This window comes from Dryocola clanedunensis subsp. sulfonylureivorans, assembly GCF_016756775.1.
Classification (GTDB): Bacteria; Pseudomonadota; Gammaproteobacteria; order Enterobacterales; family Enterobacteriaceae; genus Dryocola; species Dryocola clanedunensis.
On sequence record NZ_JAERMU010000008.1, the window covers coordinates 95,376 to 121,147 of the forward strand.

23 protein-coding genes are annotated in these 25,772 nt (G+C 53.1%); 14 read left to right on the top strand and 9 right to left on the bottom strand.

The window, feature by feature from the left end:
* Window positions 1-18 precede the first annotated feature (18 nt).
* The 3 genes from hemP to ppsR form a co-directional block, all read right to left on the bottom strand.
* Window positions 19-192 (bottom strand): hemin uptake protein HemP, encoded by a 174-nt coding sequence (hemP, locus tag HYQ67_RS10105; protein WP_408626254.1) that lies wholly within the window; start codon window positions 190-192, stop codon window positions 19-21.
* A 203-nt stretch (window positions 193-395) separates the two neighbouring features.
* On the bottom strand, window positions 396-1,442 hold the full coding sequence (locus HYQ67_RS10110; RefSeq protein ID WP_202303565.1) for a 3-deoxy-7-phosphoheptulonate synthase: 1,047 nt from the start codon (window positions 1,440-1,442) through the stop codon (window positions 396-398).
* Between the two features lie 160 nt (window positions 1,443-1,602).
* Window positions 1,603-2,436, bottom strand: coding sequence for a posphoenolpyruvate synthetase regulatory kinase/phosphorylase PpsR (gene ppsR / locus HYQ67_RS10115; RefSeq protein ID WP_202303566.1), 834 nt, complete (start codon window positions 2,434-2,436; stop codon window positions 1,603-1,605).
* Between the two features lie 332 nt (window positions 2,437-2,768).
* Between ppsR and ppsA the strand changes: the two genes are divergently transcribed.
* On the top strand, window positions 2,769-5,141 hold the full coding sequence (gene ppsA, locus HYQ67_RS10120; RefSeq protein WP_202303567.1) for a phosphoenolpyruvate synthase: 2,373 nt from the start codon (window positions 2,769-2,771) through the stop codon (window positions 5,139-5,141).
* Window positions 5,142-5,176: 35 nt separating this feature from the next.
* Here the strand turns inward: ppsA and HYQ67_RS10125 are convergent, their stop codons facing one another.
* Window positions 5,177-6,565 (bottom strand): glycoside-pentoside-hexuronide (GPH):cation symporter, encoded by a 1,389-nt coding sequence (locus HYQ67_RS10125; protein ID WP_202303568.1) that lies wholly within the window; start codon window positions 6,563-6,565, stop codon window positions 5,177-5,179.
* Between the two features lie 322 nt (window positions 6,566-6,887).
* Here HYQ67_RS10125 and HYQ67_RS10130 point away from each other — a divergent pair, with 322 nt between their 5' ends.
* Entirely contained in the window at window positions 6,888-9,263 is a 2,376-nt protein-coding gene (locus tag HYQ67_RS10130; RefSeq protein ID WP_202303569.1) for a glycoside hydrolase family 3 N-terminal domain-containing protein, read from the top strand.
* A gap of 95 nt (window positions 9,264-9,358) precedes the next feature.
* On the opposite strand, the gene cobO is transcribed toward HYQ67_RS10130, so the two are convergent.
* Together cobO and HYQ67_RS10140 are read right to left on the bottom strand one after the other, a co-directional pair.
* On the bottom strand, window positions 9,359-9,949 hold the full coding sequence (cobO, locus tag HYQ67_RS10135) for a cob(I)yrinic acid a,c-diamide adenosyltransferase (protein WP_202303570.1): 591 nt from the start codon (window positions 9,947-9,949) through the stop codon (window positions 9,359-9,361).
* Complete coding sequence (locus HYQ67_RS10140) at window positions 9,946-10,707, bottom strand: YciK family oxidoreductase (protein WP_202303571.1); 762 nt, start codon at window positions 10,705-10,707, stop codon at window positions 9,946-9,948. Before HYQ67_RS10140 ends, cobO begins: the two co-directional genes overlap by 4 nt.
* A 263-nt stretch (window positions 10,708-10,970) precedes the next feature.
* Between HYQ67_RS10140 and sohB the strand changes: the two genes are divergently transcribed.
* Window positions 10,971-12,020 (top strand): protease SohB, encoded by a 1,050-nt coding sequence (gene sohB / locus HYQ67_RS10145; protein WP_202303572.1) that lies wholly within the window; start codon window positions 10,971-10,973, stop codon window positions 12,018-12,020.
* 215 nt (window positions 12,021-12,235) lie between these two features.
* Here the strand turns inward: sohB and HYQ67_RS10150 are convergent, their stop codons facing one another.
* The gene (locus HYQ67_RS10150) at window positions 12,236-12,487 is read right to left on the bottom strand and encodes a YciN family protein (RefSeq protein WP_202303573.1); all 252 of its coding nucleotides are present in this window, start codon (window positions 12,485-12,487) and stop codon (window positions 12,236-12,238) included.
* A 404-nt stretch (window positions 12,488-12,891) separates the two neighbouring features.
* Between HYQ67_RS10150 and topA the strand changes: the two genes are divergently transcribed.
* The 6 genes from topA (at window position 12,892) to acnA (ending at window position 20,411) form a co-directional block, all read left to right on the top strand.
* Window positions 12,892-15,489, top strand: a complete 2,598-nt coding sequence (gene topA / locus HYQ67_RS10155; protein ID WP_202303574.1) for a type I DNA topoisomerase — start codon at window positions 12,892-12,894, stop codon at window positions 15,487-15,489.
* Window positions 15,490-15,689: 200 nt separating this feature from the next.
* Window positions 15,690-16,664, top strand: a complete 975-nt coding sequence (cysB, locus tag HYQ67_RS10160) for an HTH-type transcriptional regulator CysB (protein WP_202303575.1) — start codon at window positions 15,690-15,692, stop codon at window positions 16,662-16,664.
* Window positions 16,665-16,974: 310 nt separating this feature from the next.
* Complete coding sequence (locus HYQ67_RS10165; RefSeq protein ID WP_202303686.1) at window positions 16,975-17,136, top strand: YmiA family putative membrane protein; 162 nt, start codon at window positions 16,975-16,977, stop codon at window positions 17,134-17,136.
* Window positions 17,118-17,318: a hypothetical protein gene (locus HYQ67_RS10170; RefSeq protein ID WP_237391182.1), complete on the top strand. Its 201-nt coding sequence runs from the start codon at window positions 17,118-17,120 to the stop codon at window positions 17,316-17,318. Before HYQ67_RS10165 ends, HYQ67_RS10170 begins: the two co-directional genes overlap by 19 nt.
* Before the next feature lie 162 nt (window positions 17,319-17,480).
* Window positions 17,481-17,579, top strand: a complete 99-nt coding sequence (gene ymiC, locus HYQ67_RS23985) for a small membrane protein YmiC (protein WP_237391183.1) — start codon at window positions 17,481-17,483, stop codon at window positions 17,577-17,579.
* Between the two features lie 156 nt (window positions 17,580-17,735).
* Window positions 17,736-20,411: an aconitate hydratase AcnA gene (gene acnA / locus HYQ67_RS10175; protein WP_202303576.1), complete on the top strand. Its 2,676-nt coding sequence runs from the start codon at window positions 17,736-17,738 to the stop codon at window positions 20,409-20,411.
* Between the two features lie 339 nt (window positions 20,412-20,750).
* Here acnA and ribA read toward each other — a convergent pair whose 3' ends face one another.
* Window positions 20,751-21,341, bottom strand: a complete 591-nt coding sequence (gene ribA, locus HYQ67_RS10180) for a GTP cyclohydrolase II (RefSeq protein ID WP_202303577.1) — start codon at window positions 21,339-21,341, stop codon at window positions 20,751-20,753.
* 206 nt (window positions 21,342-21,547) lie between these two features.
* Between ribA and pgpB the strand changes: the two genes are divergently transcribed.
* The 5 genes from pgpB (at window position 21,548) to yciH (ending at window position 25,205) form a co-directional block, all read left to right on the top strand.
* Window positions 21,548-22,312 (top strand): phosphatidylglycerophosphatase B, encoded by a 765-nt coding sequence (pgpB, locus tag HYQ67_RS10185; protein WP_202303578.1) that lies wholly within the window; start codon window positions 21,548-21,550, stop codon window positions 22,310-22,312.
* Between the two features lie 137 nt (window positions 22,313-22,449).
* Entirely contained in the window at window positions 22,450-22,755 is a 306-nt protein-coding gene (locus HYQ67_RS10190; RefSeq protein ID WP_202303579.1) for a lipopolysaccharide assembly protein LapA domain-containing protein, read from the top strand.
* A 6-nt stretch (window positions 22,756-22,761) separates the two neighbouring features.
* A complete protein-coding gene (lapB, locus tag HYQ67_RS10195; protein ID WP_202303580.1) occupies window positions 22,762-23,931 on the top strand; it encodes a lipopolysaccharide assembly protein LapB in 1,170 nt (389 codons plus the stop codon).
* A gap of 207 nt (window positions 23,932-24,138) precedes the next feature.
* Complete coding sequence (gene pyrF, locus HYQ67_RS10200; RefSeq protein WP_202303581.1) at window positions 24,139-24,876, top strand: orotidine-5'-phosphate decarboxylase; 738 nt, start codon at window positions 24,139-24,141, stop codon at window positions 24,874-24,876.
* Between the two features lie 2 nt (window positions 24,877-24,878).
* Entirely contained in the window at window positions 24,879-25,205 is a 327-nt protein-coding gene (gene yciH, locus HYQ67_RS10205; RefSeq protein WP_202303582.1) for a stress response translation initiation inhibitor YciH, read from the top strand.
* Window positions 25,206-25,335: 130 nt separating this feature from the next.
* Here the strand turns inward: yciH and osmB are convergent, their stop codons facing one another.
* A complete protein-coding gene (gene osmB / locus HYQ67_RS10210) occupies window positions 25,336-25,554 on the bottom strand; it encodes an osmotically-inducible lipoprotein OsmB (protein ID WP_202303688.1) in 219 nt (72 codons plus the stop codon).
* Window positions 25,555-25,772: the final 218 nt, after the last annotated feature.

The following is a 25,772-nucleotide window of genomic DNA, read 5'->3' on the forward strand; positions in this document are numbered from 1 at the left end:
CGAAAAGAAATTTGCTTTTTATTTAGTCAGGATTAATTTCCCGGCCTGGGTCTGGCGCAGCAGATATTGCTGGCCCTGGTGGACAATCACAACTCGACCGTCAGAACCGAGCAGAGCTTTACTGTCGATATGACGAGGTTCTGCCGCAGGCTGCGGGCGGGTAGAAGTGAAAGGTTTGTCCATACGATCCATTCTGTTTGTAAATGACAATTAATGTAACAATGATAATCATTATCAATAAACTTCATTGCAGCAGCAAGCGTTATTTGTAAGAAAAATGTGAATGGATCAATGTTGAGCGAAAAGAGGAAAAAGGCGGATGAGCTTTCGCTAATCCGCGCTGTAAGGAAGCAGTGAGTAGGGTGGATAAGCGTAAGCGTCATCCACCATGAAAATTAAAAACGGCTACCGGCGGCATCCGCCAGCATTGCCAGCAAGGTTTCTGTATCTTCCCAGCTCAGGCAAGGGTCGGTGATGGACTGGCCATATTTAAGCGGCTGTCCGGCAACGATTTTCTGCGTGCCTTCGAGGATAAAACTTTCAGCCATGATCCCCGCAATCGCGCGTGAGCCGTTGCGGATCTGGTTGCAGACGTCTTCACAGACTTCCAGCTGGCGGCGGTGCTGTTTCTGGCAGTTGCCGTGGCTGAAATCGACAACCAGCTGCTCCGGCAGGTCAAACTCCTGCAGGCTGTCGCAGGCGGCGGCGATATCTGCCGCGTGATAATTCGGCTGTTTGCCCCCGCGCATGATCACATGGCCGTACGGGTTGCCGCTGGTCTGGTAAATCGTCATCTGGCCGTGTTTGTCCGGAGACAGGAACATATGGCTGGCACGGGCAGCGCGAATGGCATCTATCGCGATACGGGTATTGCCGTCCGTGCCGTTTTTAAAACCGACCGGGCAGGAGAGCGCCGAGGCCATTTCGCGGTGGATCTGGCTTTCGGTAGTCCGTGCGCCAATGGCGCCCCAGCTGATCAAATCGGCAATAAACTGGCCGATCACCATATCCAGAAACTCCGTCGCGGTAGGAACGCCCAGCTCGTTAACCTGTAACAGCAGACGGCGGGCTTGCTCAATACCGTGATTCACGCGATAGCTGCCGTTCAGCTCCGGGTCGGAGATAAGCCCTTTCCAGCCCACCACGGTACGCGGTTTTTCGAAATAGGTACGCATCACGATTTCGAGGCTGTCACCATGTTTCTGGCGCATAGTTTCGAGACGGCGGGCGTAATCCATAGCCGCGTCCAGATCGTGAATAGAGCATGGCCCCACAATCACCAACAGGCGATTATCTTCACCGTTCAGGATTTTTTCGATGCGGCGGCGGGAGGCGATGACATTTTGTGCCACCTCAGGCGAAACGGGTAAACGATCGGCAAGTTCTGCGGGTGTAATCAAACTGTCGATGCGCGCGGTTCGCAGTTCATCTGTTTTATTCATTGTGTGTCTCAGAAATTTTTGTCTTCTGCACGGCGAGAGTGCCGGGAAGTGATGGCGATCACGATAAACCAATTTATGCCGATTTCAACCGCACAAAGGGAATAACGCCATCGCAATCTGTCTATCCTGACATACAATGTAAATCTTGTGTACTAGTTTCTTAGTACATGCGACGATTCAGGCCCATGATATCCAGAATCTTTGTCGCCATCTCCTCAACGGAAAAGTTCGTGCTGTTGAGGTAGCGGATCTGGTTTTTACGGAAGAGGGCCTCAACCTCGGCCACTTCCATGCGGCACTGGCGCATGGAAGCATAGCGGCTGTTCTCACGGCGTTCCTCACGGATGGCCGCGAGACGTTCAGGATTAATTGTCAGGCCGAACAATTTGTGCTGAAGCGGCTTCAGCTCGGCAGGAAGCTGAATATTGTCCATATCGTCGGCGATAAACGGGTAGTTTGCGGCGCGGATACCAAACTGCATGGCGAGGTACAAACTTGTTGGCGTTTTGCCACAGCGTGACACGCCCAGCAGGATAACCTGAGCCTGATCGAGGTTGCGCATTGAAATGCCGTCATCATGGGCAAGCGTGTAGTCAATGGCGGCGATCCTGGCGTCATATTTAATCAAATTGCCAGGATTCAGGCCGTGGGTACGGTGGGCTATCGGCGTCGGGTCGAGCTTAAGCTCTTGCTGTAAAGGTGCGACCAGCGCCTGAACGATATCCTGACAAAATCCTTCGCTTTGCACGATGATCTTGCGAATCTCAGGCAAAACGATGGAGTAGAACACCAGCGGGCGGATGCCAGTCTGTTGATAAATAGCATCTATTTGTTCTTTCACCGCTTTGGCGCGGCTTTCATTTTCAACAAAAGGGAGCGTAATACTGTTGATAGCGACGGGAAACTGGGACATGACCGCATGGCCAAGGACTTCGGCAGTAATGGCGGTGCCATCAGAAATATAAAAAACCTGTCGATCTACGGCGTTATCCATTTTTGTTCCTATAATTTTTAGGCAGTGGGCTAAAGCATAAATTAAAACAACGCACTCTGGGATAATCCTTATCGCAAATTGAAAAATGAACCAGTGTTTTTATTTTTAATGAAACGGGTAAGTCATTTATTTTGATATTGATTACCCATAGTTAAGATAGGGATTAAATGAATAATCAACAAGTTAGCTAAGGGGCGATATTTCTGAAAAAGCCTGATTTTTATTTTGCTTGAACGATTCACCCGTTTCACTCAACGGATGAATTATGGCAGGCTAATAACGATGTAATACGATTCTGGTACCCCTTCATTTATCACAAAAGGATTGTCTCGATGTCCAATTCGTCACAGCTGGTGCTTTGGTATAACCAACTCGGCATGAATGATGTAGACAGGGTCGGGGGAAAAAATGCCTCCCTGGGTGAAATGATTACCAACCTTTCGGGTATGGGTGTCTCTGTGCCGAATGGGTTCGCCACTACCGCCGAAGCGTTTAATTTGTTCCTCGACCAAAGTGGTGTAAACCAGCGTATATATGAACTGCTTGACCAAACGGATATTGATGATGTCTCCGCGCTGGCTAAAGCAGGGGCGCAAATCCGCCAGTGGATCATCGACACGCCTTTCCAGCCCGAGCTGGAAAAAGCCATTCATGACGCCTACGAACAGCTTTCCGCTGACGATGCTGAAGCCTCCTTTGCCGTGCGCTCTTCCGCAACCGCAGAAGATATGCCGGATGCGTCGTTTGCCGGACAACAAGAGACGTTCCTCAACGTACAAGGGTACGATGCGGTGCTGGTCGCCGTGAAGCATGTGTTTGCTTCGTTGTTTAACGACCGCGCCATTTCCTATCGTGTGCATCAGGGTTACGACCACCGTGGCGTGGCGCTTTCCGCCGGCGTTCAGCGTATGGTGCGCTCAGACCTTGCCTCTTCGGGGGTGATGTTCTCCATTGATACCGAATCCGGCTTCGACCAGGTTGTCTTTATCACTTCTGCCTATGGGCTGGGTGAGATGGTCGTGCAGGGTGCGGTTAACCCGGATGAATTCTACGTCCACAAGCCGACGCTTGCTGCAGGAAAGCCGTCAATTGTGCGCCGTAACATGGGATCGAAAAAGATCCGCATGGTCTATGCCCCAAGCCAGGAGCACGGCAAGCAGGTCCGTATTGAAGACGTCCCGCAGGCTGACCGCGACCTCTTCTCCATCACCCCGGATGAAGTGCAGGAGCTGGCTAAGCAGGCCGTACAAATCGAAAAACACTATGGCCGCCCAATGGATATCGAATGGGCGAAAGATGGCCATACCGGCAAGCTGTTTATTGTCCAGGCCCGTCCGGAAACCGTACGCTCGCAGGGACAGGTCATGGAGCGCTATCAGCTGCATGCGCAGGGCAAAATCGTCGCCGAAGGGCGCGCTATCGGCCATCGCATCGGTGCCGGCCCGGTGAAAATTATTCATAATATCAGCGAAATGCACCTTATCCAGCCGGGGGATGTACTGGTCACCGACATGACCGACCCGGACTGGGAACCGATTATGAAAAAGGCCTCGGCCATTGTGACCAACCGCGGGGGACGTACCTGCCATGCGGCCATCATCGCCCGTGAACTTGGGATCCCGGCGGTCGTGGGCTGTGGTGATGCTACCGAACGCATGAAGGACGATCAGAACGTCACGGTCTCGTGTGCGGAGGGGGATACTGGCTATGTGTATCAGGACCTGCTCGATTTCAGCGTGAAAAGCTCTACCGTTGATACCATGCCGGACCTGCCGCTGAAAATCATGATGAACGTCGGCAACCCTGACCGTGCCTTCGACTTCGCCTGTCTGCCTAATGAGGGCGTTGGCCTCGCGCGTCTGGAGTTCATCATTAACCGCATGATTGGTGTGCATCCACGTGCGCTGCTTGAGTTTGACCAGCAGGAGCCGGGGCTACAGAACGAAATCCGCGAAATGATGAAAGGCTACGACGACCCGATCGAGTTCTACGTGGGTCGTCTGACGGAAGGGATCGCGACGCTGGGCGCTGCCTTCTGGCCTAAGCGCGTCATCGTACGACTGTCCGACTTCAAATCTAACGAATACGCCAACCTGGTGGGCGGCGAGCGTTACGAACCGGAAGAGGAAAACCCAATGCTGGGCTTCCGTGGCGCAGGCCGCTACGTAGCGGACAGCTTCCGTGACTGCTTCGCGCTGGAATGCGCCGCCATGAAGCGCGTTCGTAACGAGATGGGGCTGACCAACGTAGAAGTGATGGTGCCGTTTGTCCGTACCGTCGCTCAGGCGAAAGCCGTGGTGGAAGAGCTGGAGCGTCAGGGGCTGAAACGTGGCGAAAACGGTCTGAAAATCATCATGATGTGTGAGATCCCATCGAACGCCCTGCTGGCGGATGAGTTCCTGCAATACTTTGATGGTTTCTCTATCGGCTCCAACGACATGACGCAGCTGACGCTGGGCCTCGATCGCGACTCCGGCGTGGTTTCTGAACTGTTTGATGAGCGTAACGACGCGGTAAAAGCGCTGTTGTCGATGGCCATTAAAGCCGCGAAGAAGCAGGGTAAATACGTGGGCATCTGCGGTCAGGGGCCATCGGATCACGAAGATTTTGCCGCGTGGCTGATGGAGGAGGGGATCGACAGCCTCTCCCTTAACCCGGACACCGTGGTGCAAACCTGGCTAAGTCTGGCTGAGATTAATAAGTAAAACTCAGGCGGGTGCTTTGTCACCCGCCTAAACGTCTACTGCGATACTGCTTTGGTTAACTCTGTCTGCAGCTGAAATTTCCCTTCACTCAGATCGCCAACAATCTCGTTCATTTTCGTTTCCGTTAACCGATAATAACGAATTGAAAATGCCGTAATCAGATAAAATACGGCCGGTAATACTGTGAATAAAATTAGCACGCCACGTACCGCCTCAGCCGACTGTTGTTCAACACCCGCCTGATAACCAAATGCCGCAAGCCCCCATCCTGTCAGCGCGCCACCAATAGCGACCCCGAGTTTAATAATAAATATATTCGCCGCGACGTTCATGCCGGTGATCCTGCGCTGGGTTTTCCATTCGCCGTAATTATTTGCGTCGGTAATCATAGACCACTGCAAAGGGGCGTTAATACCCTGAAGGATATTGAGGATAATATGTACGGTAAACGCAGGTAGCCAGTAGCTGGTGGGCAAAACCAGGAAGAGTAAGCCAACCAGCGCGCTCAGGATATTAATCCATACTGATGCCCGTATTTTACACATCCACGATCCAACCCATTTGGCGGATAAGCTGCCAATCACCGCTGCTACCGTAGTGGCAAGCATGAACAGAGAAATAATGCTGCTGCCCTGGTTAAGTATATATTGAACGAAGTAAACTAATAAACTTCCGCGGACGACCACACCACACAGCATCGCCAGATTATAAACCGATAAAATACGCCACTGATCGTTTTGCAACAAAATGCGCACGTCGCGATAAATATTCAGGTTCTCTTCCTTTACTGGGGTTATACGTTCGCGGGTGGTGGCAAAGCAGACCAGAAACATCAGACAGCCGACGATGCCGAAAATGCCCATCGCCCACTGCATTCCGCTGGCTCTGTCCCCCGGTGCAATAAAATCGGCCAGCGGCAGGATCAGTGCCGTACCCATTGCGCCGCCAATAGGGGCAATGGCAAATCGCCAGGATTGCAATGACAGATTTTCCTGCGGATCGGCCGTGATGGCCGCGCCGAGTGAGCAGTAAGGGATATTAATTGCCGTATACATTAAGGTCATAAAAATATAAGCAAGAACGGCGTAGATGATTTTTCCAGTTTGTTCAAGATCTGGCGTGGAATAAACCAACACGCAGCTTACCGCAAACGGGATACAGATAATTAATAGCCAGGGACGAAACCTTCCCCAGCGGCTTTTGGTCTGATCGGCAATCGCCCCCATAATCGGATCTGTAATGGCATCAAGCACTCTGACGACTAGAAACAGCGTACCCATAACCGCAGGGGGCAGGCCGTAAATATTGGTATAAAAGTACGCCAGAATAGCCACTGAGGAATCAAAAACGATATGGCTTGCTGCATCTCCTAGTCCAAAACCAAACTTTTCTTTATTGCTGATTCTTCCCGTTATTGTCGACATGGTTGTTACCTATTTTAATAGTCCAGGGTACGGCTTAGAAGGTAATCGGGGAAGGTCAGTGCGGGTATTGAGATTTTTAACTTATAAATTATGTTTCTTATCATTTGTGACGCAGATGGGTAATGCGATGATTTTTATGTAACCGGTTGCATGCATTTTCACTCTCTATTTGAGTCTCATCACATTCGGCGAATAAAACAAAAAATCGTAAACGCGCTGTCTGTTTCGGTAATTGCTACAGGCGCTGTACATCAGCAATATCTTCAGTTGCGAAACTCATGCTGCGTGTCGGCAGTCTCGACGAATTTCTGAGGGGAAAATAATGTCTGCTATTTACAAAGATGCTCATCGCCCGGTTAGCGAACGCGTTGCTGATTTGCTCTCGCGTATGACTGCGGAAGAAAAATTTGCCCAAATGCATGCCTTCTGGCTGATTTTGTCGAGCGACGGCAACCATCGGGAACGAACCGATCTAAGCGATGAATTTGCGGGCGTTACGAAACAGGCGGGCCTTGCCGAACGGTTAAAAACTGGCATTGGGCAAATCACGCGCCCGCTCGGCACGCACATTGTCGATGCGAAAGAGGGCGTCCGGGCGGCAAACTGCCTGCAAAAGACGCTGGTGGAAGAATCGCGGCTGGGCATTCCTGCGCTGTTTCACGAAGAGTGTCTGGTCGGGCTGTTGTGCAAAGATGCAACGCTATTCCCCTCATCGCTAAACTATGGATCCACCTGGGACCCTGAACTGATTGAGCGTGTCGCTGAGGCGATAGGCAACGAAGCCCGATCTACCGGCTGTCATCAGGGACTAGCCCCCGTGCTGGACGTTTCCCGGGATGTTCGTTGGGGTCGCACCGAGGAAACCTTCGGCGAAGACCCCTGGCTGGTTGGCATGATGGCGACCCACTATGTGAAAGGCCTGCAAGGTAAGCAGCGCGATCTGCTGGCAACGCTTAAACACTATGTTGGCCATTCTTTTAGCGAAGGCGCGCGCAATCACGCTCCGGTACACCTGGGTTTCTGCGAGCTGAACGATACCTTCCTGCTGCCCTTTGAGATGGCGGTCAAGCTGGCCAACGCGGGTTCTGTCATGCCTGCTTATCACGATATTGATAACCAACCCGGGCATTCTGATGAGTTTCTGCTGACCACTATCCTGCGTGAGCTATGGGGCTTTAATGGTCTGGTGGTTGCGGACTATGGTGGCGTCAGCCTGCTGCATCAGCACCACGGCATTTCACATGACGCAGCAGAGTCGGCGGCGCTGGCATTTAATGCCGGGCTGGACGTGGAGCTGCCGAAGGATGACTGCGCCCGCCATCTGGCTGAAGCTGTTGATCGAGGTCTTATCACGATGGCGAAGATTGATGAAATCGTGGCGCGCGTGCTGCAAGAGAAGTTTCGACTGGGGCTGTTTGAACAGCCGTACGCCGATGAGAGCCGGGTGGAATTACAAAGTGAATCGACGAAGCTGCTTGCCCGCGAAGTGGCTACCCGCTCCATTACGTTGCTTGAGAATAAGGAGGGGTTGCCGCTGAAGGGCAAGCAGCGCGTCGCTGTCGTTGGGCCAACGGCGGATGACCCGCTGGCGCTGCTCAGTGGGTACAGTTTCCCGGTCCACCTGATCATCAGCGATATGCTCGAGCAGACGTCACAGGTGGTGACCCCGCTCGTGGCGCTACGTGAACAGCTTGGCCGTGAGAACGTTCGCTACGCCAAAGGTTGCCATATCATCGAAAAGCGCATGGCTGGAGCACCGGTATTTCCGGGTGACAGCGGCGGAAAGCCAATGCAACGCTCCCCGGTCTCGCAGGATACCAGCCTCATTCCAGAAGCAGTCAGCGCAGCGCAGCAAAGCGAAGTCGTGGTGCTTTGCATCGGCGACCTTGCCGGGCTGTTCCAGAGCGGAACGGTGGGGGAAGGTTCAGATACCGACAGCCTGGCGCTGCCTGGTGTCCAGCAGCAACTGTTGGATGAACTGGTGGCAACGGGGAAACCTGTGGTGGTGGTAATGACGGGGGGACGTCCTTATAACCTGGGCGGCCAGGAAGATAACGTTGCGGCTTTGCTGATGGCCTGGGCACCGGGACAAGAGGGGGGCTATGCGATTGCCGACGTATTAACCGGGCAGGCTGAACCTGGCGGGCGACTGGTCGTGTCCGTACCGAAAAGCGCCGGGGCCATGCCTTACTATTACAACCACAAACTGAAAAGTGGCGGTACGCCGTTCGCCTTCCACTTTGGTTCGCGATATCCGTTTGGTTACGGCAAGACATGGACAGATTTCAGCTATGGCCCACTTAACCTTGCCGGCAAATCCGTCGTTAGTCAGGGCGGTGAAGTGATTGCAAGCGTGACGGTGACAAACTGCGGTCATCATGCGGGGAGTGAGGTCGTCCAGCTCTACGTTCGAGATAAAGTCGCGTCGATGGTACGCCCCGTGCAGGAGCTTAAAGCGTTCAGACGAGTGCATCTGCAACCGGGTAAAAGTGCGGAGCTTACGTTCATCGTGCCGACAGATATGCTCAACTTCACCCGCCGCGACGGGCAGCGCGTCGTGGAACCCGGCGAGTTTGAAATCATGGTCGGGGCGTCAAGCGGCGATATTCGCAGCCGTGATGTGGTGACTGTCGAGGGTGAAGTTCACGTTCTGCAAGGGCATTGGCGCATGGTCAGCCACTGCGAGGTGAAGCAGTAAGTTCTCGATGGTGCGGCTTGTCGGATGACGCTGCACTTTTCCGATCTACGATTCGGTGTTGTAGAGAGGGAAAGCGATAGCGTCATCCAATAACATCAGTAATCAATCCCGATCTGCGCTTTAACACCGGCATCAAAGGCATGCTTAACGGGGCGCAGTTCGCTGACCGTATCGGCTATCTCCAGAATATCCCTGTGGCATCCACGGCCGGTCACGATGACCGTCTGGCTGGCAGGACGCTGCTGCAAGGCATCCATCACTTCATCAAGCGGCAAATAATCGTAGGCCACCATATAAGTGATTTCGTCCAGGATCACCATATCCAGCGAGGCATCCGCCAGCATGCGCTTTGCATGTTGCCAGACGGCCAGACACGCTTCGGTATCTGTTTCCCTGTTCTGTGTCTCCCAGGTGAAGCCGGTCGCCATGACCTGAAACTCAACGCCATGCGGCTCCAGCAGGTTGCGTTCGCCGTTAGGCCACTGACCTTTAATAAACTGGATGACGCCAACCTTCTTACCGTGGCCGACCGCACGAGTTGCGGTGCCAAACGCTGCCGTTGTTTTGCCTTTGCCGTTGCCGGTAAAGACGATCAGGATGCCGCGCTCTTCCTGGGCCGCTTCTATACGGGCATCAACTTTTTCTTTCTGGCGCTGGGCGCGCTGCTGGTAACGATCGTCGCTCATTCGGAAATTCCTGGTTTGCGGTTAGGTTGCGCATCAAAACTCATGCCGGTTTTACGACGGCTGTCGTCACCCATCAGCCATAAATATAGCGGCATTAAATCCTGCGGCGTTTTCAGCTTCTGCGGATCTTCGGTCGGGAACGCGTTTGCTCGCATAGCGGTGCGGGTGCCGCCTGGATTGATACAGTTCACGCGCAGGTTCTGCTGTTTATACTCCTCTGCCAGCACCTGCATCATGCCCTCGGTGGCAAATTTAGACGCCGCATAAGCCCCCCAGCCCGCACGGCCCTGACGGCCAACGCTTGAGCTGGTAAAGACCAGTGAACCAGCATCGGACTTCAGCAGCAAAGGGAGCAGCGCCTGGGTAAGAAAGAAAGTGGCATTGACGTTGACCTGCATAACCTGCTGCCAGGTCTGCGGATCCTGCTTTTCCATCGGCACCACGTCACCGAGCATTCCCGCATTGTGCAACACGCCATCGAGGCGTGGAACAAGGCCCGCCAGCTTCTGTGCCAGATGCTCGCAATCCTGAGGCGTGGCGATCAGCAGATCCAAAGTGAACCAGTGCGGCGTGGTGCCATATAAATGATGTAGTTCTTGCGCGACGGCGCGCAGTTTCTCTTCGTTACGCCCGAGCAGAATAACGCTGGCACCGTAACGGGCGTAGGTCAGGGCAGCTTCACGGCCAATGCCGTCGCTTGCGCCGGTGATCAGAATAATGCGGTTTTGCAGCAGATCGGTTTTCGGTTGGTAATGCAAAATTAACTCCTCGCGTGATGCTGGCAGGTGCTCACGTCTTATTTCTGAAGGTGTCTTACTCACAGGGCTTTATGCCTGAAAGGAGGGGTTATTTCAATCAGCCATCAGGAGACATTACCGTTGATTAACATTTTGCGAAAATTTCATGGCGATATTTCCATTCAGGAAGCCATCTCGCAGCGTATAAAGTTGCCTGGAGACGTGGATTGCCCCCTGAGGTAAACTCCACGGATGATTAATGCTCTGAAATTAAGGCGGAATGCGTGGATCTTATTGCGAATTATGGACTGTTTCTGGCCAAAATTGTCACTGTTGTCGTCGCTATTGCGGCTGTTGTCCTGATTATCGTCAATGCTGCTGTGCGCAAGAAACACCAGCGGGGTGAGCTGCGCCTCACCAACCTGAGCGAACAGTATCAGGAGATGCGGGAGGAAATGCAGGTTGCGCTTCTTGACGACCATCAGCAAAAACAGTGGCATAAAGCGCAGAAGAAAAAACATAAGCTTGAGGCAAAACAGGCCAAAGCGCGGGCAAAACGGGGTGAAACGGTTAGTTCTGACAAACCCACACTGTATGTGCTGGATTTTAAAGGCAGTATGGATGCCCATGAAGTCACTTCTTTGCGTGAAGAGGTCACCGCGGTATTAGCCTCGATTAAGCCTGAAGATGAAGTGCTACTGCGTCTGGAAAGTCCGGGGGGAGTGGTACATGGTTATGGTCTGGCAGCATCCCAGCTGCAGCGTTTACGCGATCATAAAGTCCGTCTGACGGTGGCCGTGGATAAAGTCGCAGCGAGCGGGGGTTACATGATGGCCTGTGTGGCGGATCGTATCGTTGCGGCACCATTTTCTATTATTGGTTCTATCGGCGTAGTGGCACAGGTTCCTAACTTCAACCGCCTGTTAAAACGCAACGACATCGACATTGAGCTACATACTGCCGGGCAGTACAAACGTACCCTGACGCTGTTGGGTGAAAACACCGAAGAGGGCCGTGAAAAGTTTCGTGAAGACCTGAATGAAACCCACCATCTCTTTAAGTCATTTGTGCATGAAATGCGCCCGAGCCTTGATATTGAAGCCGTAGCCACCGGTGAGCACTGGTATGGCCTGCAGGCGAAAGAGAAAGGGCTAGTGGATGAGGTCAGCACCAGTGACGACTTGCTGATTAACCTGATGTCCAACCACGACGTGATTGGCGTACGCTACTTGCAGCGCAAGAAAGTGATGGATCGTTTTACCGGCAGTGCGGCAAACAGCCTTGACCGATTGTTACTGCGCTGGTGGCAGCGTGGCGAAAAGCCGCTATTGTAAATGAAAGAAAAATTAGCGAGGCCAACGGCCTCGCTTCAGGCTGATGACACATCTGAAACTTTTGAGAAGCGAAGAGCGAACGCTAATAAAATAACAAGGAAAATCAATTCATTGATTTTCGGCTGCTCACCACAAGGAAGGAAAAACCACGCTTTTTCCTTCCTTGTCAGCATCATTTGCGAGGCCAACGGCCTCGCTTTTTACATCAAATGTAGTTAATCCTGCAGATGATATTTTTCAGAAAGCAGGTGGGCCAGATGTTTAAACATATTAAATACCGCGGTGCTTTTTCCGGTCGGTAAGCCTTGCTCATCAAGGAAATATTCACCGCTAAACACCAGCACGCCGTTCTTCTGCTCAACGCCAGTGGCATGCATACCGTGCATAAAGTCTTCGTGTTCACGAATGATTTTGTTGGCCTCGACCAGAAGCGTTTCACGGTCAATAGGCTGGGTTGTAGATTGCATGTTGTCTCCTCCAGAAAACTGGCGCTAGTTTACGTCTTCCCGGAGGGATTGGGCAATATCTCCCTGTAAACATCAGGGCTGTAAAAAAGTTGACCATGCTGGCGAGAAACAGTTTTGCATGCTAATAAAGTTGCGTATCGGATTTTATCAGGTAGAGTGTGACGCTTTCGCAAATCTGGCAAAGGATTTGCTTGACATTCAACCAAACTTCCGTCGTGCTATGTCACCTGCACGAAAGAGCCGTTATCTCAATCACCTGCGTTACGTCAGCTTTCAGGCAGGGTGTTTGAAAAAAGAGTTGATCTCCCCTGAGTCTGCCGCAATATAAAAAAGGCGCGCCGTAAGTGAGAGATTGAGACTGCGTGCGACGTATTCTGGATGAATTAAATTAGGTAAAGGTGAATATGGGTAAAGCTCTCGTCATCGTTGAGTCCCCGGCAAAAGCCAAAACGATCAACAAATATCTCGGTAATGACTATGTGGTTAAGTCCAGCGTAGGTCATATCCGCGATTTGCCGACCAGTGGATCAACCACCAAGAAGAGCGCTGACTCTGCCTCCACCAAAACGACCAAAAAGGTCAAAAAGGATGAACGCGGCGCGCTCGTAAACCGTATGGGTGTCGACCCGTGGCACAGCTGGGAAGCCCGGTATGAAGTGCTGCCGGGCAAAGAAAAGGTGGTTTCAGAACTGAAATCCCTTGCTGAGAAAGCCGACCATATCTATCTCGCAACCGACCTTGACCGCGAAGGGGAGGCCATTGCATGGCACCTGCGGGAAGTGATCGGCGGCGATGAATCGCGCTATAGCCGCGTGGTGTTTAACGAAATCACCAAAAATGCTATCCAGCAGGCTTTTGAAAAGCCGGGCGAACTGAATATTGACCGTGTTAATGCACAGCAGGCGCGTCGCTTTATGGACCGCGTTGTGGGTTACATGGTGTCACCGCTGCTGTGGAAGAAAATTGCCCGTGGCCTGTCCGCCGGTCGCGTACAGTCTGTCGCGGTGCGTCTGGTTGTTGAGCGCGAACGCGAAATCAAAGCGTTCGTGCCGGAAGAGTTCTGGGAAATTGATGCCAACCTGGCAACGCCGAAAGGCGACAATTTACCGGTTCAGGTCAGCCACCACAAAGATAAACCGTTCCGTCCGGTTAATCGTGAACAGACCATGGCGGCGGTCAGCGAGCTTGAAAAAGCGAGCTACAGCGTGCTTGAGCGTGAAGATAAGCCGACCAGCAGCAAACCTGGCGCGCCGTTCATCACCTCCACGTTACAGCAGGCTGCCAGCACCCGTCTTGGTTTTGGCGTGAAGAAAACCATGATGATGGCGCAGCGTCTGTATGAAGCGGGTCATATCACCTACATGCGTACTGACTCCACTAACCTGAGCCAGGATGCGGTTGGCATGGTGCGTGGGTACATTGAGGACAACTTTGGCAAGAAGTACCTGCCAGAGTCGCCGCTCCAGTACTCCAACAAAGAGAATTCTCAGGAAGCGCACGAAGCCATTCGTCCTTCCGACGTCAGCGTTGTTTCTGAATCCCTGAAGGATATGGAAGCGGACGCGCAGAAGCTGTACCAGCTGATCTGGCGCCAGTTTGTTGCCTGTCAGATGACGCCTGCGCAGTACGACTCCACGACCTTAACAGTCGCCGCCGGTGATTACCGCCTGAAAGCGCGCGGTCGTATCTTGCGCTTCGATGGCTGGACAAAAGTGATGCCTGCACTGCGCAAAGGCGATGAAGACAAAACGCTGCCTGCGGTGAACAAGGGTGACGCGATGTCGCTCGTTGAACTGCTGCCGGGCCAGCACTTTACCAAGCCGCCTGCTCGTTTCAGCGAAGCCTCGCTGGTTAAAGAGCTGGAGAAACGTGGTATCGGCCGTCCGTCTACCTATGCGTCAATCATTTCCACCATCCAGGATCGTGGCTATGTGCGTGTGGAAAACCGTCGCTTCTACGCTGAAAAAATGGGTGAGATCGTCACCGACCGCCTGGAAGAGAATTTCCGCGAGTTGATGAACTACGACTTTACCGCGCAGATGGAAAACAACCTCGACCAGGTGGCCAACAATCAGGCCGAATGGAAAGGGGTGCTGGACGAATTCTTCTCTGACTTTAGCGGCCAGCTTGAAAAAGCGGCGCAGGAGCCGGAAGAGGGCGGAATGCGTCCGAATCAGATGGTGCTGACCAGCATCGACTGTCCGACCTGCAGTCGTAAAATGGGTATTCGTACCGCCAGTACGGGCGTGTTCCTGGGCTGTTCTGGGTACGCGCTGCCGCCGAAAGAGCGTTGCAAGACCACCATTAACCTGGTGCCGGAAAACGAAGTGCTCAACGTCCTTGAAGGCGATGACGCGGAAACCAATGCCCTGCGTGCGAAACGTCGCTGTGCCAAATGCGGCACCGCGATGGACAGCTACCTTATCGATCCAAAACGTAAGCTGCATGTTTGTGGTAACAACCCAACCTGTGACGGTTATGAGATCGAAGAAGGTGAGTTCCGCATCAAGGGTTATGACGGCCCAATCGTTGAGTGCGAAAAATGTGGTTCTGAAATGCACCTGAAAATGGGGCGTTTCGGTAAGTACATGTCCTGCACCAACGACGACTGCAAAAATACGCGTAAGATCCTGCGTAACGGCGAAGTCGCACCACCTAAGGAAGATCCGGTTCCGCTACCTGAACTGCCATGCGAAAAATCGGACGCTTATTTTGTTCTGCGCGACGGTGCTGCGGGCGTGTTCCTGGCGGCCAATACCTTCCCTAAATCGCGTGAAACCCGCGCTCCGTTAGTGGAAGAGCTGTACCGCTTCCGTGACCGTTTGCCAGAGAAGCTGCGCTATCTGGCCGATGCGCCACAGCAGGACGCCGATGGCAACAAGTCGGTTGTACGCTTCAGCCGGAAGACCAAACAGCAATACGTTTCCTCAGAGAAAGACGGCAAAGCCACCGGCTGGTCTGCTTTCTTCGTCGACGGGAAATGGGTCGAAGGGAAGAAGTAATCTTCCCCTGATGTGAAAAACCGGAGCCTGGCTCCGGTTTTTTTATATCCTCTTATATAACCTGTTTATTATTTTTTCTTACCATCTATACAGAGTAGATATAACTGATATAGTGATCCCATCGCATATTCTTTCAATCTCATAGCGTCTTACTCCCCGCACCGCCTGCGTCGGGGGCGTGATGACCTGGATGGCAAGTCATGAAACTACAGCAGCTTCGTTATATCGTTGAGGTGGTCAACCATAATCTTAACGTCTCGTCGACGGCAGAAGGGCTCTACACTTCTCAGCCGGGGATCAGTAAGCAAGTGCGCATGCTTGAGGATGAACTGGGGATCCAGATTTTTGCCCGCAGCGGCAAGCATCTTACCCAGGTGACTCCCGCAGGCCAGGAGATTATCCGCATTGCCCGCGAAGTGCTTTCTAAAGTGGATGCCATTAAATCTGTAGCCGGTGAGCATACGTGGCCGGACAAAGGCTCTCTGTACGTTGCAACCACGCACACGCAGGCCCGCTACGCTTTACCTGGGGTAATCAAAGGTTTTATTGAGCGTTACCCGCGCGTGTCCCTTCACATGCACCAGGGTTCACCCACGCAGATTGCCGAGGCGGTCTCTAAAGGCAACGCAGACTTCGCTATCGCGACAGAAGCGCTGCATCTTTATGATGACCTCGTTATGTTGCCTTGCTACCACTGGAACCGTTCCATCGTGGTGACGCCTGACCATCCGCTGGCGTCGAAAGAGACGGTGACCATTGAAGAGCTGGCACAGTATCCGCTAGTGACCTATACGTTTGGCTTTACCGGGCGTTCCGAGCTGGATACCGCGTTTAACCATGCTGGTCTGACCCCGCGCATCGTCTTTACGGCGACCGATGCGGATGTCATCAAGACCTATGTGCGCCTGGGGTTGGGGGTCGGGGTGATTGCGAGTATGGCCGTTGATCCAATAGCCGATCCGGATCTGGTGCGAATCGAGGCGCAAGGCGTGTTCAGCCACAGCACGACTAAAATTGGTTTCCGTCGCAGCACGTTCTTACGCAGTTACATGTACGATTTCATCCAACGCTTTGCACCACATTTGACGCGCGACGTTGTGGATACCGCCGTTGCGCTGCGCTCCAATGAAGACATTGAGGCGATGTTTAAAGATATTAAATTACCTGCTAAATAATTCTGCAAGGTATCTTCTTTTCCCAAAGAAGATACCTTATATATCCTGTAAAATAATACGAATTAGACTCATCCCGATTTATTCCCGCCTTTTATATCCCTGCAAAACAAATGGTTATAATGTCTCTAATTAGCGACAGAGGTAGCTAACAATTACCCACAACGCAAACTCGAGACTTCAATAACTTATTTCATGTCAAAAGATTTAATCTTTTTCTGAAAACAGCGCGCAAATGTGCTGGCTTTTGGGCTAGAGTTTCTTTAGGATTAATCCCAACAACCGATTGTTTATACCGATTGTTAATAAAATTCTGATAAGTGGTGTCGATTGTATGAGGTTAGCAATGCCAGCAGGACGTGAACAACCGCAAAGGGATCCCGAGCTCAAACGCAAAGCCTGGCTGGCGGTCTTTTTGGTATCAGGCCTGTTCTGGCTGGTGGTTGCGCTGGTGGCATGGCACTACTGGAGCTGAATATGGTGACTCGCGGGCAGGCGCGGCAGGCTAAAGCTGTATGTCAACCAGATGACAACGCCGTTCAGACACCGAAAGGAACCAAAAGCGTAAAAATTGCGGCCCCTGAGTCCTGGAAGCTGTCGAAACAGCAGCAGGAATTTATTGATTTGTTCTCAGCGGACGATCACAAAAAACAATAATCATTCATTTCATTTACGTTTAATTAACTTGCTGTCAATCACACTTTTTATATTAGCGGCAGCAAACTGGCGTACTTATTAATCACTACACACAGCAATATTCTTCGCGACTGCTTAATTAGTCAGTCAATGTGCATAGCGTATATAAAAAGAGTAATGCTTATGATTCACTTCGGAAGTCTTAAATACTGGTCATGGGTTGGCGCGTTCGCCGTTTCGGTGTTGTTCTGGGCGCAGCTGATCGCCACGCTGGCTAACTAATTCAAACGCCCTGGCTGCATGCCCGGGCGTTTTCGTCTCCGCAGCCGCCAAAATGGGCCATTTATCATTTTGGGTTGTTATCAAAACGTTACGACATGTTTGTGTTATCTTTAATAGTGACCCTGAATTCACTCAGGACATCGTTAAGGAGGAGCTATGTCGTCAACCCTACGAGAAGCCAGTAAGGATACGCTACAGGCGCTGGATAAAACCTATCACTACTACAGCCTGCCGCTGGCATCAAAGGAACTTGGGGATATCACCCGTCTACCCAAGTCGCTAAAAGTTCTGCTCGAAAACCTGCTGCGCTGGCAGGATGAAGATTCGGTGACCCGAGAGGATATTCATGCGCTGGCGGGCTGGCTGAAAAACGCCCACGCCGACCGTGAAATTGCCTACCGCCCGGCGCGTGTATTAATGCAGGATTTTACCGGTGTTCCCGCAGTCGTTGATTTAGCCGCTATGCGCGAAGCCGTTAAACGTCTCGGCGGTGATACCGCCAAAGTTAACCCCCTTTCACCTGTCGACCTGGTCATTGACCACTCCGTTACCGTTGACCACTTCGGCGATGATAATGCCTTCGAAGAAAACGTGCGTCTTGAAATGGAACGGAACCACGAGCGCTATGTCTTCCTGCGCTGGGGCCAGCAGGCTTTCAGCCGTTTCAGCGTCGTGCCACCGGGCACCGGCATTTGCCACCAGGTCAACCTTGAATATCTCGGGAAAGCTGTCTGGAGCGAAATGCAGGGCGATGAACTCGTGGCCTATCCCGACACGCTGGTCGGTACCGACTCCCACACCACGATGATCAACGGCCTCGGCGTTCTGGGCTGGGGAGTGGGGGGCATCGAGGCGGAAGCGGCCATGCTCGGTCAGCCGGTCTCCATGCTGATCCCCGATGTTGTGGGCTTTAAGCTCGACGGTAAACTTGGCGAAGGGATCACCGCCACCGACCTGGTGCTGACCGTCACGCAGATGCTGCGTAAGCACGGCGTGGTGGGTAAATTCGTTGAGTTTTACGGTGACGGGCTGGACTCGCTGCCGCTGGCGGATCGCGCCACTATTGCCAATATGGCCCCTGAATACGGCGCAACCTGCGGCTTCTTCCCGATTGACGCCGTCACGCTGGACTACATGCGCCTCAGCGGCCGCACGGAAGATCAGATTGCGCTGGTCGAAGCCTATGCTAAAGCACAGGGTATGTGGCGCAACACCGGTGATGAACCTGTCTTTACCAGCACGCTGTCGCTGGATATGAACGAAGTTGAGGCGAGCCTGGCCGGGCCAAAACGTCCGCAGGATCGCGTGGCGCTCGGTGATGTACCCAAAGCGTTTAGCGCCAGTAATGAACTCGAGATCAATACTTCGCAAAAAGATCGCGCGCCGGTCAGCTACACGATGAGCGGACGCGACCATCAGCTCCCCGACGGCGCGGTAGTCATTGCTGCGATAACTTCCTGTACCAACACGTCTAACCCCAGCGTACTGATGGCGGCGGGCCTGCTGGCCAAAAAAGCGCTGACCCTGGGGCTCAAACGTCAGCCTTGGGTCAAAGCCTCGCTGGCACCCGGTTCGAAAGTCGTCTCCGATTATCTGGCAAAAGCGAAACTGACGCCTTACCTGGACGATCTCGGCTTCAACCTTGTGGGCTACGGCTGCACAACCTGCATCGGCAACTCCGGGCCGCTGCCGGATCCTATTGAGCAGGCAATTAAAAAAGGCGATCTTACCGTCGGTGCGGTGCTCTCCGGTAACCGTAACTTTGAAGGCCGTATCCATCCGCTGGTAAAAACGAACTGGCTGGCGTCGCCGCCGCTGGTGGTTGCCTATGCGCTGGCCGGGAACATGAACGTTAACCTGATGACCGATCCGCTGGGCCACGATCGCAAAGGCGATCCGGTATACCTGAAAGATATCTGGCCGAGCAGCCAGGAAATCGCACGTGCGGTCGCCCAGGTTTCCACGGAAATGTTTAACAAAGAGTATGCGGAAGTCTTCGAAGGCACGCCGGAGTGGCGTAACATCCAGGTTGACCGTTCCGATACCTACGGCTGGCAGAGCGATTCCACCTACATCCGGCTGTCACCGTTCTTCGACGACATGGAGGCCGAACCGAAGCCCGTTGAGGATATCCACGGTGCTCGCGTGTTGGCGATGTTAGGGGATTCGGTTACCACCGACCACATCTCACCGGCGGGGAGCATTAAGCCTGACAGCCCGGCGGGACGTTATCTGCAAAACCACGGCGTGGAGCGCAGAGATTTCAACTCCTACGGATCACGCCGCGGCAACCATGAAGTGATGATGCGCGGGACTTTTGCCAACATCCGTATCCGCAATGAAATGGTTCCGGGCGTAGAGGGCGGCATGACGCGCCTGCTGCCTGGTGATGAAATCATGTCCATCTATGATGCGGCAATGCGCTATCAAAGCAAAGGCACGCCGTTAGCCGTTATAGCGGGTAAAGAATACGGTTCCGGTTCAAGCCGTGACTGGGCTGCAAAAGGGCCGCGTCTGCTCGGGGTAAGGGTGGTTATTTCCGAGTCGTTCGAACGTATTCACCGTTCAAACCTGATTGGTATGGGGATTCTGCCGCTGGAGTTCCCGCAGGGCGTGACTCGTAAAACGCTTGGATTGACGGGGGACGAGATATTGGATATCACAGGCCTTAATGACCTGAAACCGGGCGCAACGGTACCGGTGACTCTGACGCATAGCGATGGCAGAAAAGAGGTGATGGAGTGCCGCTGCCGTATCGATACCGGAAATGAACTAACCTATTTCCAGAACGACGGCATTTTGCACTACGTGATCCGTAATATGCTGAAGTGAAAGAGTAGTTCCGCCTGAAGCGTAGGGCGGATAAACGAGGTGTCATCCGCCGCAAGGTTGTCTGGTGGATGGCGCTGCCGCTTGTCCGCCCTACAATTTCTCGAGAATTATTCGGAAAGCAAATGCCCATCTGAAGCGTAGGGCGGATAAACGAAGTGTTATCCGCCGCAGGGTTATCTGGTGGATGGCGCTGCCGCTTATCCAACCTACAATTCCTCGAGAATTATTCGGAAAGTAAATGCCCATCTTAAGCGTAGGGCGGATAAACGAGGTGTCATCCGCCGCAAGGTTGTCTGGTGGATGGCGCTGCCGCTTATCCACCCTACAATTTCTCTATGATTATTCGGAAAGCAAATGCCCCATCTTGGCGGCTTTAGTGTCCAGATAGTGCGCGTTCTTCGGGTTACGCCCCACGATTAACGGCACTCGTTCAACGATATTAATACCCGCCTCGCTCAGAATTTCGACTTTCTTCGGGTTGTTGGTCAGCAGACGCACCGCGTCCACGCCCAGTAGCTTGAACATATCCGCGCATAGGGTGAAGTCCCGCTCGTCTGCCGCAAAACCTAACTGGTGATTTGCCTCAACCGTGTCGTAGCCTTTGTCCTGCAGGGCATAGGCGCGGATTTTATTCAGCAGCCCGATGTTGCGGCCTTCCTGGCGATGATAAAGCAATACGCCACGGCCTTCTTCGGCAATGTGCGACAGCGCGGCTTCAAGCTGGAAACCGCAGTCACAGCGCAGGCTAAACAGCGCATCACCCGTCAGGCATTCAGAATGCACGCGGGCGAGTACGGATTCTTCCCCGGTAATATCACCAAAAACCAGGGCGACGTGATCCTGCCCGGTTGCCAGTTCTTCAAAACCCACCATCAGGAAATCGCCCCATGGGGTTGGCAGTTTGGCTTCTGCCACACGTTTAAGCTGCATGTGATTCTCCAGGTACTTTTTTTGACGCCCGCAGGCGACTGCCAGCTTTCTGGCGGCAATGATTATCGTTATTTTGCCACAAGGCAGAACACTTCGCCTAATAGACTGGTTGGTCTGCTATTTTTACCTGTAGCACAACGTGCCATTTTCCCTTCCGTGCACTTTTTCGGGTATCCTTGGGCGACTTTGATTGTTAAGGAGCAACAATGCGGGCTATCGCTAAACGAACGGCTGCCGGTGCCGGACTGCTGTTAATCATGCCGTTAACCGTCTGGTTTTCAGGCTGGCAATGGGCGCCGGACGGCGGGAATGCATTGCTAAAAGCGATGTATTGGGTCACCGAGACCGTGACTCAACCCTGGGGCATTATCACGCACGTTTTGCTCTGCGGCTGGTTCCTGTGGTGCCTCAGGTTCCGCTTAAAAGCGGCGCTGATGCTTTTTGCTATCCTTGGTTCGGCTATCCTTATTGGTCAGGGCGTTAAGTCGGTTATTAAAGATAAAGTCCAGGAGCCGCGTCCGTTTGTGGTCTGGCTTGAAAAAACGCAGCATGTCCCGACCGATGAGTTCTACAATTTAAAGCGTAAGCAGCGCGGCGAGCTGGTTAAAAACCAACTTTCCACCCACAGCGAAGTGCCGGGCTGGCTGCGTCAGCACTGGCAAAAAGAGACCGGTTTTGCATTTCCGTCGGGCCACACAATGTTTGCCGCCAGTTGGGCATTATTAGGCGTTGGGCTGCTCTGGCCCCGTCGCCGCACGTTTACCATCGTCCTGCTGCTGGTATGGGCTACGGGCGTAATGGGGAGCCGTTTGCTGCTGGGCATGCACTGGCCACGGGATCTGGCGGTGGCTACGCTCATCTCCTGGCTGCTGGTCACGCTTGCCACCTGGCTTGCTCAAAAGTGGTGTGGGCCGCTTACGCCGCCGGCAGAAGAAGACCAGGAAATAGCCGAAAGGGACGAAGAACCTTGAGATTATTGATTTAAGCCCCATTTCTTATGAATTGGACGTCGCTAATGGATTCCCCGGGCTCCCCGGAAATGGTAATTTATACCGTTGAAAAGCATTAGGGCATAACAGTCGCGCAAGACCACATAACGGGAAGTAATGTGAAATATTTATTCATCTTTTTACTGCTGCTGGCGATCTTTGTGGTTTCCGTTACCTTGGGTGCGCAAAACGATCAGGTAGTCAATTTTAATTACCTGTTGGCACAGGGCGAATACCGTGTCTCCACGTTGCTGGCAACACTCTTTGCCGCTGGTTTTATCATCGGCTGGCTCATTTGCAGCCTGTTCTGGCTACGCGTGCGCATTCTGCTGGCGCGGGCCGACCGTAAAATTAAACGCCTTGAGCAACAGGTGACCGTGGACCCAGTGGTGCCAGCGACCTCCGTTCCGGCAGTGAAGGAATAACCGTATATGCTGGAGCTGCTGTTTCTGCTGTTGCCCGTGGCTGCCGCTTACGGCTGGTACATGGGACGCAGAAGTGCGCATCAAGATAAACAACAGGAAGCCAACCGCCTGTCGCGAGACTACGTCGCCGGGGTGAACTTCCTGCTGTCTAATCAGCAGGACAAAGCGGTCGATCTCTTCCTGGATATGCTGAAAGAAGATACCAGCACCGTGGAGGCTCACCTGACGCTTGGCAATCTGTTTCGCTCACGTGGGGAAGTCGATCGCGCCATTCGCATCCATCAGTCGTTGATGGAAAGCGCCTCGTTGACCTACGAGCAGCGCCTGCTTGCCGTTCAGCAGCTGGGGCGTGACTACATGGCCGCCGGACTGTATGACCGGGCAGAAGATATGTTTGCTCAGCTGGTCGACGAAACCGACTTCCGGGTCAGCGCGCTGCAGCAGCTGCTGCAAATTCATCAGGCAACCAGCGACTGGCAGAAAGCTATTGAAGTCGCGGAGCGCCTGGTCAAGCTCGGCAAAGACAAGCAGCGTACCGAAATCGCCCACTTCTATTGCGAGCTTGCTTTACAGCTGATGGGCAGCGACGATCTGGATCGCGCCATGTCGCTGCTGAAGAAAGGCGCGGCGGCGGACAAAAACTGTGCCCGCGTCTCTATCATGATGGGCCGCATTTTCATGGCCAAAGGCGAGTACGCCAAAGCCGTAGAATCCTTACAGCGCGTTATCGATCAGGACAGCGAGCTGGTCAGCGAAACGCTGGATATGTTGCAGGTTTGTTTCCAGCAGCTCAATAAGCCCGACGAGTGGGAAGCGTTCCTCAAGCGCTGCGTTGAAGAGAATGCCGGTGCCGTAGCGGAACTGATGCTGGCCGGTATTCTGGAGCAGAAAGAGGGGGCCGATACGGCGCAGGTGTATATCAACCGGCAGCTGCAGCGCCACCCGACAATGCGCGTCTTCCACCGCCTGATTGATTACCATCTCCAGGAAGCAGAAGAGGGGCGTGCGAAAGAGAGTTTGATCGTGTTACGTGATATGGTGGGCGAGCAGGTGAGGACTAAACCGCGCTATCGCTGCCAGAAGTGTGGCTTCACCGCCTTTACGATGTACTGGCACTGCCCGTCATGCCGGGCCTGGTCAACCGTTAAGCCCATTCGGGGTCTGGACGGACAATAAAACGGCGGCGGGTTAGCGCCGTTTTTAAAAAAGCCCGCACTTTAGTTACAACATACTTATCTGTGGTTAAATCTCCTTATTCCGGCCTCGAGCAGCCATCGCCTGGCAGGGTGCAATGGCAACTGTAAATTTTCCCTGCGCGCGAGTAGAATGCTTGCCGTTTATCCCCTGCGCCGCGCTGGTGCCCAACAGTCAGAAGGTTAAGTCATGAATTCAACTGCATCCTCCTCCTCCCGTGTTGCCACCGATTCGCCCGTTGTCGTTGCGCTCGACTACGACAAGCGCGACAGCGCGCTGGCATTCGTCGACCGTATCGACCCGCAGGACTGCCGCATGAAGGTCGGTAAGGAGATGTTCACGCTGTTCGGGCCGCAGTTCGTCAGCGATCTGCAGCAGCGCGGCTTTGATGTCTTCCTCGATTTAAAATTCCACGATATTCCAAACACCACCGCCCGTGCGGTTGCGGCGGCGGCCGATCTTGGCGTATGGATGGTTAACGTCCACGCCAGCGGCGGGGCGCGCATGATGAGCGCGGCACGTGAGGCGTTAACACCGTTTGGCAAAGATGCTCCGCTGCTGATCGCCGTCACCGTGCTGACCAGCATGGAAGCCAGCGACCTGGCTGATTTAGGCATTCATACAACCCCAGCGGATTACGCAGAGCGCCTGGCACGTCTGACGCAAAACTGCGGTCTGGACGGCGTGGTCTGTTCGGCTCATGAAGCAGTACGTTTTAAAAATGAGCTGGGTCAGGCATTTAAGCTGGTCACGCCGGGCATCCGTCCGGTTGGCAGCGAGGCAGGCGATCAGCGTCGTATTATGACGCCGGTTCAGGCGCAGACGGCGGGCGTGGACTATATGGTTATCGGGCGTCCGATCACCCAATCTGCCGATCCGGCGCAAACCCTACGTGATATTCGCGCGTCGCTGCAACAGGGAGCATAAGCATGAAAGATGACAACAGCCGTCTGGTCTACTCCACGGATACGGGACGAATCGACGAGCCTAAAGCGGAAGTGGTGCGTCCAAAAGGGGACGGTATTGTACGAATCCAGCGTCAGACCAGCGGGCGCAAAGGCAAAGGGGTTTGCCTGATTACCGGCATCGATGCGGACGATGCAACCCTTGCAACCCTTGCCGCCGAGCTGAAAAAGAAATGCGGCTGCGGTGGCTCGCTAAAAGACGGAGTGATTGAAATTCAGGGGGATAAACGCGACCTGATTAAATCATTGCTGGAAGCAAAAGGAATGAAAGTAAAACTGGCGGGTGGCTAACGCTTTTATTTCATAGAAATTATCAGGCCACGGTAATTACCGTGGCCTTTTGTTATGTCTGCTGCAAGACCTGAAAGTCGTTACGTTTTTTATTCGTCAAAGCCCGTTAGGCTCTTGCTGGCATCCTGCCTTATTTACCGACCTGGTGACCAATAATACCACCTACCGCTGCACCACCCAGGGTACCCAGGGTACTGCCATCGGTAAGTACCGCACCGCCTAACGCACCTGCACCCGCGCCAATCGCGGTATTTCGATCGCGTTTGGACCAGTTTGAACAAGCGCTCAGAGACATCGCAACGGTCACAGCCAGCACAATGGCGGCAATTTTTTTGTTATTTAAGGTCATCATTTTTTTCTCCTGAATAATCGATTCACGGAAATTAACCTCCCCACAAGTATAGTGGCTTAAGCGGAGTTATCGTGAAACTGTATGGCAATACCAACCCAGAAAAATAACCCGGGTGATAGTTACATCCTGTTATATGGCTAATTAACATTCTAAGTTTTGCAGGAGATTACGACAGGTAAAAAATCTTAAAGGAGGCGCAGGAAAAATCTGATTCA

What these genes read in the sequence shown, in the direction of transcription:
- hemP (WP_408626254.1), bottom strand. Translation starts at nt 192, where the DNA reads ATGGATCGTATGGACAAACCTTTCACTTCTACCCGCCCGCAGCCTGCG.
- HYQ67_RS10110 (WP_202303565.1), bottom strand. Translation starts at nt 1,442, where the DNA reads ATGAATAAAACAGATGAACTGCGAACCGCGCGCATCGACAGTTTGATT.
- ppsR (WP_202303566.1), bottom strand. Translation starts at nt 2,436, where the DNA reads ATGGATAACGCCGTAGATCGACAGGTTTTTTATATTTCTGATGGCACC.
- ppsA (WP_202303567.1), top strand. Translation starts at nt 2,769, where the DNA reads ATGTCCAATTCGTCACAGCTGGTGCTTTGGTATAACCAACTCGGCATG.
- HYQ67_RS10125 (WP_202303568.1), bottom strand. Translation starts at nt 6,565, where the DNA reads ATGTCGACAATAACGGGAAGAATCAGCAATAAAGAAAAGTTTGGTTTT.
- HYQ67_RS10130 (WP_202303569.1), top strand. Translation starts at nt 6,888, where the DNA reads ATGTCTGCTATTTACAAAGATGCTCATCGCCCGGTTAGCGAACGCGTT.
- cobO (WP_202303570.1), bottom strand. Translation starts at nt 9,949, where the DNA reads ATGAGCGACGATCGTTACCAGCAGCGCGCCCAGCGCCAGAAAGAAAAA.
- HYQ67_RS10150 (WP_202303573.1), bottom strand. Translation starts at nt 12,487, where the DNA reads ATGCAATCTACAACCCAGCCTATTGACCGTGAAACGCTTCTGGTCGAG.
- topA (WP_202303574.1), top strand. Translation starts at nt 12,892, where the DNA reads ATGGGTAAAGCTCTCGTCATCGTTGAGTCCCCGGCAAAAGCCAAAACG.
- cysB (WP_202303575.1), top strand. Translation starts at nt 15,690, where the DNA reads ATGAAACTACAGCAGCTTCGTTATATCGTTGAGGTGGTCAACCATAAT.
- HYQ67_RS10170 (WP_237391182.1), top strand. Translation starts at nt 17,118, where the DNA reads ATGGCACTACTGGAGCTGAATATGGTGACTCGCGGGCAGGCGCGGCAG.
- ymiC (WP_237391183.1), top strand. Translation starts at nt 17,481, where the DNA reads ATGATTCACTTCGGAAGTCTTAAATACTGGTCATGGGTTGGCGCGTTC.
- acnA (WP_202303576.1), top strand. Translation starts at nt 17,736, where the DNA reads ATGTCGTCAACCCTACGAGAAGCCAGTAAGGATACGCTACAGGCGCTG.
- ribA (WP_202303577.1), bottom strand. Translation starts at nt 21,341, where the DNA reads ATGCAGCTTAAACGTGTGGCAGAAGCCAAACTGCCAACCCCATGGGGC.
- pgpB (WP_202303578.1), top strand. Translation starts at nt 21,548, where the DNA reads ATGCGGGCTATCGCTAAACGAACGGCTGCCGGTGCCGGACTGCTGTTA.
- lapB (WP_202303580.1), top strand. Translation starts at nt 22,762, where the DNA reads ATGCTGGAGCTGCTGTTTCTGCTGTTGCCCGTGGCTGCCGCTTACGGC.
- pyrF (WP_202303581.1), top strand. Translation starts at nt 24,139, where the DNA reads ATGAATTCAACTGCATCCTCCTCCTCCCGTGTTGCCACCGATTCGCCC.
- yciH (WP_202303582.1), top strand. Translation starts at nt 24,879, where the DNA reads ATGAAAGATGACAACAGCCGTCTGGTCTACTCCACGGATACGGGACGA.
- osmB (WP_202303688.1), bottom strand. Translation starts at nt 25,554, where the DNA reads ATGACCTTAAATAACAAAAAAATTGCCGCCATTGTGCTGGCTGTGACC.